The following is a 6,701-nucleotide window of genomic DNA, read 5'->3' as shown; positions in this document are numbered from 1 at the left end:
CCCGGAAGATATAGAAAAAGCCCGGCAGCAGTATCCGAACTCCCTTGTGCTGGCTCATCCGGAATGCGGACCTGAAATCCGTCGGATGGCTGATGAGCTGCTCAGTACCGGCGGAATGATTCGGTTTGCCGGCCAGAGCAAAGCCAACGTGTTTATCATTGCCACTGAGGAAGGCATTGTGCACACCCTTCGAAAGAAGTATCCGGAGAAAACATTTGTGCCGATCAGCGAGTTTGCCGTTTGTCCAAATATGAAGAAGATTACCCTGGAAAAACTGCTCTGGTCGCTCCAGGATATGGAATACCGAATTGAAGTGCCGGAAGCGGTTGCAATCAGGGCCCGAAAAGCCCTTGAACGAATGATGGAAATTTTGCCGGAAGGGTAAAAGACGGTCCAAAAACGGAGTTCAAGCCATGTGGGATTATACAGATAAAGTGATGGAACATTTTCTGAATCCGAAAAACGTCGGCCGGATTGAGAATCCGGACGGCATCGGCGAGGTGGGTTCACTGGCCTGCGGCGATGCCCTGACGTTTACGTTCAAGCTCGGCCCGGACGGGCGGATCGCCGATGCCAAGTTTCAGACGTTCGGATGCGCCAGTGCCATTGCCTCTTCGTCCGTTCTGACGGAAATGGTTAAGGGACTGACGCTTGAAGAAGCGGAAAAAATCACCAACAAGGATATTGTGGAGCGGCTGGGCGGGCTTCCGGAACAGAAGATGCACTGTTCGGTGATGGGCCATGAGGCACTGATGGCTGCCATCGCGTATTACCGTTCGAAAGGCAAAGGGACTCCGCTGCCTGTCAAAACCGGAAAAATTGTCTGTACCTGTTTCGGTGTTACGGATGAGGAAATCCGGCGGGTTATCCGGGACAACAATCTGACAACGGTGGAACAGGTGACGAACTACTGCAAAGCGGGGGGCGGCTGCGGCGGATGCAAAGGACAAATCGAACAATTGATTGAGGAAGTTCAGGGGGATAAAGTTCGCCAGCTGCGAACCGCTCCGGAGCCGCCGCCCCGAAAACTGACCAATATCCAGAAAATCGCGCTGATTCAGGAAGTGCTCGGGGAACAGGTCCGGCCTGCCATGCGGGTTCACGGCGGCGATATTGAATTGATTGATGTGGTCGGCAACCGTGTAATTGTGGCGTTTCGCGGGATGTGCGCCAGCTGCAAACTGGCCGATTATACGATGAAGGAAATCGTCGAGGCCAAACTCCACGAGTATGTCAGCCCGGATTTGATTGTTGAAGAAGAGGCGGATTCCGCCCAGCGGCCTCACAGCCATCAGGAGAGTTAAGATGGACCCCGTTATTTATATGGATAACAACGCCACCACGAAGGTGGACCCAGCCGTTGTCGAGGAGATGCTGCCGTATTTTGAGCAATGGTACGGCAATCCCTCCAGCATGCACAGTTTCGGAGGCCGTGTGGCCAAGAAGATTCAGCAGGCCCGTGAACGGATTGCCTCGCTGCTCGGCTGCCAGCCCGATGAGATTCTTTTTACCAGCGGCGGCACCGAAAGCGACAATACGGCGATACACGGCACGCTGGCGGCCTATCCGCGCAAGCGAAAAATTATTACCACCCGCGTGGAACATCCGGCGATTTTAAGTCCCTGCCGGCATCTCGAACAGCACGGCTATGAGATTTATGAATTGTCCGTGGACCGACAGGGACGGCTGAGTCTGGATGAGCTGGCGGAGGTGCTCGATGACAATACAGCCCTGGTGACGATTATGTATGCCAACAATGAGACCGGTGTGATTTTCCCCATAGAGGAAATCGGGGCTCTTTGCCGCGCTCGAGGAGTTCCGTTTCACACCGATGCGGTTCAGGCCGTCGGGAAAATCCCGCTGAATCTGAAGGACAGCACGATTGATATGCTCAGTCTGTCCGGACATAAACTCCACGCTCCTAAGGGAATCGGCGTCCTTTATATCCGCCGCGGCGTTCGTCTGGTGCCTTTTATCCTGGGAGGGCATCAGGAAGCAGGCCGGCGGGGAGGGACGGAAAATGTGCCGGGCATCATCGGTCTGGGCAAGGCCGCCGAATTAGCCGGAGCCTATATGGAGGACGAGAATACACGGGTCCGGGCCCTTCGGGATCGCCTGGAGGCCAAAATTCTGGCGACGTGTCCGGATACGATGGTCAACGGCGACCGTCAGAATCGGCTCCCGAATACACTCAATGTGAGTTTCGAGTACGTGGAAGGCGAATCGATTTTGATGATGCTCAATCAGTACGGCATTTGTGCCAGTTCCGGCTCGGCCTGTACCTCCGGTTCTCTGGAGCCCTCTCATGTGATGCGGGCGATGGGGGTCCCCTTTACGGCGGCTCACGGCTCCGTACGGTTCAGTCTGAGCCGTTTCAACACCCAGCAGGAGGTCGATTTTGTCGGCGAGAAAATCGGGCCGATTATTCATCGCCTTCGCCAGTTAAGTCCTTTTGTCAAGACGGCTTAAAGACCGTTCCTGTTTCCGATTCTCCCGTCAGAAAAGACTTGATGAATCTGTCTTTTTGCGGTACAAACTGTCCAGACATCGGCGTGGAAAATAGTCTGTGTTTTGGGTAAGGAAAGGGTATTTTCATGGGTCTCGAATTGAAGAAAGGTTGTCAGTACCATCTCGTTGTTCCAACCAGTATGGGGGTTCGTTTGACGCCGCTGAATGGTCAGCCGATGCATTGTGCACGCCTGCTGATGATGCAGGCCACCAGCGCGGAGACGAATGTCGCCAGCGTTTCATCGTATTTGGGGCTCCGCGTCAAAGTCCTGACAACCTTTGTCAAAGACAGCCCAATTGCCCAATTTATCAAAGATGACCTGGCCTCTCGCCATATGGAATATGAAGGCAGGGAAGTCCCGCAAGGAGGGCCGTGGGGGTACCGGCATCAGTTCAATCTGGCCGACAGCGGATACGGCAGCCGCGGGCCCCGTGTGCACAATGACCGGGCCGGTGAGGTGGGACGGACATTGAATGTGAAAGATTTTGATTTGGAGCGTCTCTTCGGAAAAGAAGGGGTGCAGGTTGTCCATATGTCGGGGCTGATTGGGGCTCTTTCGCCGGAGACAGGGCAGTTTTGTCTGGAACTGGCTCGTGCCGCCAAACGGTATGGGACGAAGATTTCTTTCGACCTGAACTATCGGGCCTCATTCTGGAAGAATCGGGAGAAAGAATTGCGGGCCATCTTCACGGAAATTGCGTCGGTTTCGGATATTCTGGTCGGCAATGAAGAGGATTTCCAGCTGGCACTCGGCATCGAGGGGCCGGAAGCAGGGGGCAAAGACATTGCCGCCAAGATTGACAGTTTCAAGGGGATGATTTCCTGTGTCAAGAAGACCTTCCCGAATGCATCTGTTTTTGCCACAACGCTGCGGCAGGTGCTCAGCACCGAGCGTCATTTGTGGGGGACGATTATGGCGGAGGGGAATAACTGGTATGTGATTGAACCCCGCGAAATCACCGTGCTGGACCGAATCGGCGGGGGGGATGGGTTTGTCGGCGGTCTGCTGTATGCCATTTTGAAGGGCTGGGAGCCGGCCAAATGGGTTCAGTTCGGATGGGCGGCCGGAGCCCTGGCAACAACGCTTTTGACAGATTATGCACAGCCGGCGGATGAAGAGCAGATTTGGAGCATCTGGGAAGGAAATGCCCGCGTGAAGCGGTAAATCGGCAGGCGGTCCGCTCAAGGGCGGCTGGTGGGAAAAGGAGATAGGTCGAATGGATTTTGCCGTCATTATGGCGGGCGGTTCCGGGCAGCGGTTGTGGCCTTTGAGCCGCCAGTCACGCCCGAAGCAGATATTAAAACTCCTGAACGGCCGAACGCTTTTGCGGGACAGTTTCGAACGCCTGAATCGGCTGTTTGACCTCCGCAATATCCTGGTTTTAACGAATGCCGATTACGCTGAGCAGGTTTCTGAAAACTTAAGTGAACTGCCCAAGGACAATATTATTCCGGAGCCGTGTGTTCGGGATACGGCAGGAGCCATCGGTCTGGCGGCGGCTGTCCTTCAAAAAACGGACCCGGAAGCGGTAATGGCGGTGGCAACTTCGGACCATATTCTTCAGCCGGCGGAACCTTTTTTGGATGCTCTGCAGGCTGCGATTCGTTTCGTGAAAGAACATCCAGAGGCCCTGCTGACGTTTGGAATCAAACCCACTTTTGCGGCGACACAGTATGGTTATATCCGTTTGCAGATTCAAGATGGGAACAACCGGATTTTTCCCGTTGCCGAATTTCGGGAAAAACCCGACCAAAAAACTGCGGAACGTTTTTTAGCCCAAAGCGGGTATTTCTGGAACTCGGGGATGTTTGTCTGGAAGGCCAAAACGATTCTGAAGCATCTGAAGACATTTCTGCCCGAATCGAGCGAGCCGCTGGAAAAAATTCGCTCTGCCTGGGGAGGGCCGGAGCAGTATTCGGCTTTGGAGGAATGGTTTCCCCGCCTTCCGAAAATCAGTATCGACTATGCCGTTCTGGAAAAGGCCCCTCAGATTTACGGGATACCGCTGTCATGCCGCTGGCTGGATATGGGGTCCTTTGCAGCCCTGGCCGACATTATCTCCTCGGATTCGAATCAGAATACGGTCATTGCCGGCCAGCATTGTTTGCTGGATTGCCGAAATACGATTGTGGCTGCGGAATCTCCTGACCATTTGATTGCGATGATTGGGATGGAAGATGTAATCGTAGCCCACAGCCCGGATGCGACCCTGATTTGTCCGATTCACCAGGCCCATCGCTTAAAAGAGCTCCTCCGCCGGCTGGAGAGCGAAGGCAAAACAAACTATCTGTAATCGGCAAAGGCCCTCCAATGCGGTTTTTGGCGATTGATCACGGGGACAAAAGGACAGGGCTGGCCATTTGTGACGCCTCTGAACAGGTTGTCTCTCCTCTGACGGTGCTCGAAGGGGCTGAAAACTCCCCGGCGGGGATTCGCAGGGCTCTTGAATCCTATCGACTCGATGCGGTGGTTGTCGGACTGCCTTACAATATGGACGGAACGGAAGGACCGCGTGCGGCGAAGGTGCGCCGATTTGCAGAGGAACTGAGAAAATCTCTTCCGCTGCCGATTCTTTTCTTCGACGAGCGGCTGAGCAGTTTTGAGGCGCAGGAGAAACTGTCCGCAATGGAGCTTACGCGAAAAAAAAGAAAGAAGCGGTTGGATGCCGTGGCGGCCGCGGCAATTCTGGAGGGGTTTCTGGAGGCCAGAAAACAGGCATTGGCTGACTTTCCGGGACGGTTTATCCGAATGCCGGATGAAGAAACGCTGGCCCAGGAGGTGCTGTCGGAGTTTCTTTTCTGTGCACAACGGGCGCTCAAGGAGAAAGGCCGCTTTGCAGTCGCTGTATGCGGAGGACGAACTCCCCGGCGTTTTTTTGAGCTTCTGAGCCAATCGCCCGATGCCCAAAAGATTGACTGGGAAAACGTGTATTGGTTCTGGACGGATGAGCGAGCTGTAAGTCCTTCCGATGCAGCCAGCAATTATCGGCCGGCTGCGGAAACCTTTCTGAAAACCCTGCGCATTCCACAGGAGCGAGTTTATCGGATGGAAGGGGAGGCACCTGATTTGCAGGAAGCGGCAGCCGACTATGAAAAAAAACTGCGGGAGGTTTTCGGTTTGCAGCCCGGGCAGGTTCCGGGGCTGGATTTGGTTCTGCTGGGAGTCGGCACCGACGGCCATATTGCGTCCTTGTTTCCAGGTTCGCCGGCCATTTCAGAGAACCGCCGACTGGTGCAGGCGGTAGAGGGTCCGGATGGACGAAAGCGTCTGAGCCTGACAATTCCGGTTATTCAGAAAGCCGATTCAATTCTGGTTGTGCTCAGCGGAAAGGAAAAGGCGCCGATTCTCTGTACCCTGCTGACGCATCCGCCGGCTCCGGCGCTTTATCCGGCTCACTGCCTCTGGCCGGTTCTTTCGAGAACGGTTTGGGTTGCGGATGCGGCGGCGGCTTCTCTGCTGGGGGAACGGTCGGAAGCCGGGGATGTGAGCGGCTTGTAGCAGCCGAGGATTCTGCACCCTTGTTTTTGACAGAGGCTGATGAGCCGCTGAGCCTGGCTGTCCTTTTTTACAAAAAGAAAGGCCCGCTCCGCCGATGAAGCAATCATATTGCGGTCCGGATGGCCGTCCAGATAAGGGGCGTTAATCAGAATCAGTTCGTATTGATTTTTCACCTGCCGAAGAAGCGGGGCCAGATTCATCTGTCGCGTTTGGTCAAAATAATGTGCCGGAACCAAAAACAGATTGTCCAGGCCGGATTCCGCCGGCAGCGCGGTTGAGCCGTTGGAGGAGGAGTTTGCGAACGCCTTCCAGACGGCGTTGCGTTTGGTGTTCAAATCAATCAGCAGGCAGCGGCATTTGGCCTGACTGGAAAGCAGGGCCAGCCGTATGGGAATGGTGACCGGCAGACAATCGAGACCGGCCGCGGCCAAAAGCACTGTTTTAGAAGCTGCGGATTCTTTTTGAAGGATTTCGAAAAGCAAAGTTTCTTGGCCGACGGTAAACCCCTTGTACAATAGGCCCTGTTTTTCAGCATTTTTACGCCGGGAAAGGAATCCCGGCTGAAGGGAGCGAATCAGAACAGCTGCCAGGACAGCCGCAAAGAAAAGTCCAAGAACGAAATACGTCCAGACTGTCCCGAAAATCGTATCCAACCATCCCTGGAGTCCGCTGGTCTGGATTATCCCGGCCATC

Annotated in this window: 7 protein-coding genes; 6 read left to right on the top strand and 1 reads right to left on the bottom strand. The window is 54.7% G+C overall.

Annotated elements, in window-relative coordinates:
* The 6 genes from nadA to pgl form a co-directional block, all read left to right on the top strand.
* Window positions 1–385, top strand: a 385-nt coding sequence (gene nadA / locus PKY88_03525; protein ID HOQ04270.1) for a quinolinate synthase NadA, incomplete at its 5' end; no start/stop codon positions are given.
* 28 nt (window positions 386–413) lie between these two features.
* Window positions 414–1,304 carry a Fe-S cluster assembly protein NifU gene (gene nifU, locus PKY88_03520; GenBank protein HOQ04269.1) on the top strand — a complete coding sequence of 297 codons (891 nt, stop codon included), beginning with the start codon at window positions 414–416 and terminating at the stop codon, window positions 1,302–1,304.
* Window position 1,305: 1 nt separating this feature from the next.
* Window positions 1,306–2,469 carry a cysteine desulfurase NifS gene (gene nifS / locus PKY88_03515; protein HOQ04268.1) on the top strand — a complete coding sequence of 388 codons (1,164 nt, stop codon included), beginning with the start codon at window positions 1,306–1,308 and terminating at the stop codon, window positions 2,467–2,469.
* A 125-nt stretch (window positions 2,470–2,594) separates the two neighbouring features.
* Window positions 2,595–3,674, top strand: a complete 1,080-nt coding sequence (locus PKY88_03510; GenBank protein ID HOQ04267.1) for a sugar kinase — start codon at window positions 2,595–2,597, stop codon at window positions 3,672–3,674.
* A 52-nt stretch (window positions 3,675–3,726) separates the two neighbouring features.
* Window positions 3,727–4,803 (top strand): sugar phosphate nucleotidyltransferase, encoded by a 1,077-nt coding sequence (locus tag PKY88_03505; GenBank protein ID HOQ04266.1) that lies wholly within the window; start codon window positions 3,727–3,729, stop codon window positions 4,801–4,803.
* 17 nt (window positions 4,804–4,820) lie between these two features.
* Window positions 4,821–6,008: a 6-phosphogluconolactonase gene (pgl, locus tag PKY88_03500; GenBank protein HOQ04265.1), complete on the top strand. Its 1,188-nt coding sequence runs from the start codon at window positions 4,821–4,823 to the stop codon at window positions 6,006–6,008.
* On the opposite strand, the gene PKY88_03495 is transcribed toward pgl, so the two are convergent.
* Window positions 5,903–6,700 (bottom strand): hypothetical protein, encoded by a 798-nt coding sequence (locus PKY88_03495; protein HOQ04264.1) that lies wholly within the window; start codon window positions 6,698–6,700, stop codon window positions 5,903–5,905. The two genes, pgl and PKY88_03495, sit on opposite strands and share 106 nt — an antisense overlap.
* Window position 6,701: the final 1 nt, after the last annotated feature.

The organism is Anaerohalosphaeraceae bacterium (assembly GCA_035378985.1).
Taxonomy (GTDB): domain Bacteria; phylum Planctomycetota; class Phycisphaerae; order Sedimentisphaerales; family Anaerohalosphaeraceae; genus JAHDQI01.
This window is presented reverse-complemented; position numbering and strand designations above follow the sequence as displayed.

Excerpts from the sequence above, each read along its gene's own strand:
- PKY88_03510 (HOQ04267.1), top strand. The coding sequence starts at position 2,595 with ATGGGTCTCGAATTGAAGAAAGGTTGTCAGTACCATCTCGTTGTTCCA.
- nifU (HOQ04269.1), top strand. The coding sequence starts at position 414 with ATGTGGGATTATACAGATAAAGTGATGGAACATTTTCTGAATCCGAAA.
- pgl (HOQ04265.1), top strand. The coding sequence starts at position 4,821 with ATGCGGTTTTTGGCGATTGATCACGGGGACAAAAGGACAGGGCTGGCC.
- PKY88_03495 (HOQ04264.1), bottom strand. The coding sequence starts at position 6,700 with ATGGCCGGGATAATCCAGACCAGCGGACTCCAGGGATGGTTGGATACG.
- nifS (HOQ04268.1), top strand. The coding sequence starts at position 1,306 with ATGGACCCCGTTATTTATATGGATAACAACGCCACCACGAAGGTGGAC.
- PKY88_03505 (HOQ04266.1), top strand. The coding sequence starts at position 3,727 with ATGGATTTTGCCGTCATTATGGCGGGCGGTTCCGGGCAGCGGTTGTGG.